We start from the raw sequence: 1,347 nt of genomic DNA on the forward strand, positions 1-1,347 counted from the left end.
ATCTTATGAAGAAATGGCTGAAACATTAGGTGTATCAATTGGAACAGTCAAATCTAGATTAAGCCGAGCGAGAAGTAAAGTTTCAAAATTAATAGGGGAGGGTAGAAGTGATGAACAGTAAAAATAATTCTGACTGGTATAGTAAAATAAAAAACGGCCCAATGGGGCATCGGAAAGATGAAGAAGAATTTATTCATAGAATAAAGCAATCTATATACCTAAATAGTGAAGTAGATTCTATAACATATAAGAAACCATCTCGTAAAAAAGCATTGCCCGTTGTAGTTGTGTTGGTTTGTACAATGTTATTTTTTATTGTTCAACAACCTGGGCTTGATGATAATAAATCACCGGTACAAAGTAGTACTCAAATTAAGCCTAAAACAAAAGATGAGTCTGCTCAAGAGCCATCATTAAAACAGTTTATGAATGATTTATCTCGAAGTACAAATTCAAAAAATGAAAATGATTTGTATAGAGCATTAAATGATGAAGTTTTATTTAAAGGGAAGAGTTATAAGAAGGATGAATTGAAATTTGATGAAGATTTGTTTCATGAGTTACAAGTCGCTCTTACAATGGGGGGAGGATTTGCAAATGATACAAAGAAGGTATATAAAGTACCAAGTGGAATGACAGAAAGTAACCAATCAAAGCGAAAACATTTTATATATGTAACTGTTACTGGAAATAAAACGAAAATTTTAGCTGAACCAAAACGAGAATCACAAGTTTTATATGAAGTATCTAATGAGGTGGTAAAAGCTTGGATTCCAGAAAAAGTGCAGAATGATGGATATATAAAAATATCGACATTTAACGGCAATACTGGGTATGTACAAAAAGAGTATGTTTTAACTGATATTAAATATTCATTCGTGTTCGAAAAGGATCAGCAAGGTTTGTGGAAAATAATGGATATAGATTCTATATGGTAAAAGAGGAAGGTTCACTTTAATGAACCTTCCTCTTTCTTTGTTATTATTTTCTTTTTGAAGTGTATGCCAGGACTCTAAAATTTCTGATGTAACGAGAGCAGCGATGTTTTTTTCTGGATTACTACCAGGAATAACGACAGAAATGGCGATTTGTGGATCTTCGGTAGGAGCATATGCAATGAAAAGAGAATGATTTATCATTCTTTCTTGCTTATTCGGAGAACCTGTACTACCCGTTTTACCTGCGACATGAAAGGGTAAATTTTTAATCTCCTCTATATTTTGACTCATTCCACCGTGCACGACACTCCAAAATTCTATAGGATAACGATTTGAACTTTCTAAAATTGGTTTAAACTTTTTTGTTTCCTTACCGTCCTGACCAATAATCGCACTTACGATTTGAGGT

At 33.0% G+C, this 1,347-nt stretch carries 2 protein-coding genes and 1 pseudogene; 2 read left to right on the forward strand and 1 reads right to left on the reverse strand.

Annotation, left to right across the window (positions count from 1 at the left end; all coding sequences use genetic code 11):
• The coding region (locus HMPREF2590_RS29540) for a sigma factor-like helix-turn-helix DNA-binding protein (RefSeq protein ID WP_277996132.1) at nt 1-121 on the forward strand (121 nt) is incomplete at its 5' end.
• Nucleotides 111-938 (forward strand): SH3 domain-containing protein, encoded by an 828-nt coding sequence (locus HMPREF2590_RS23775; protein WP_070861590.1) that lies wholly within the window; start codon nt 111-113, stop codon nt 936-938. The genes HMPREF2590_RS29540 and HMPREF2590_RS23775, both read left to right, overlap by 11 nt.
• Nucleotides 939-965: 27 nt before the next feature.
• On the opposite strand, the pseudogene HMPREF2590_RS29545 reads toward HMPREF2590_RS23775, so the two are convergent.
• Nucleotides 966-1,347 (reverse strand): annotated as a pseudogene (locus HMPREF2590_RS29545) (penicillin-binding transpeptidase domain-containing protein); the annotation flags it as partial.

This window comes from Bacillus sp. HMSC036E02 (assembly GCF_001836235.1).
Classification (GTDB): Bacteria; Bacillota; Bacilli; order Bacillales; family Bacillaceae_G; genus Bacillus_A; species Bacillus_A cereus.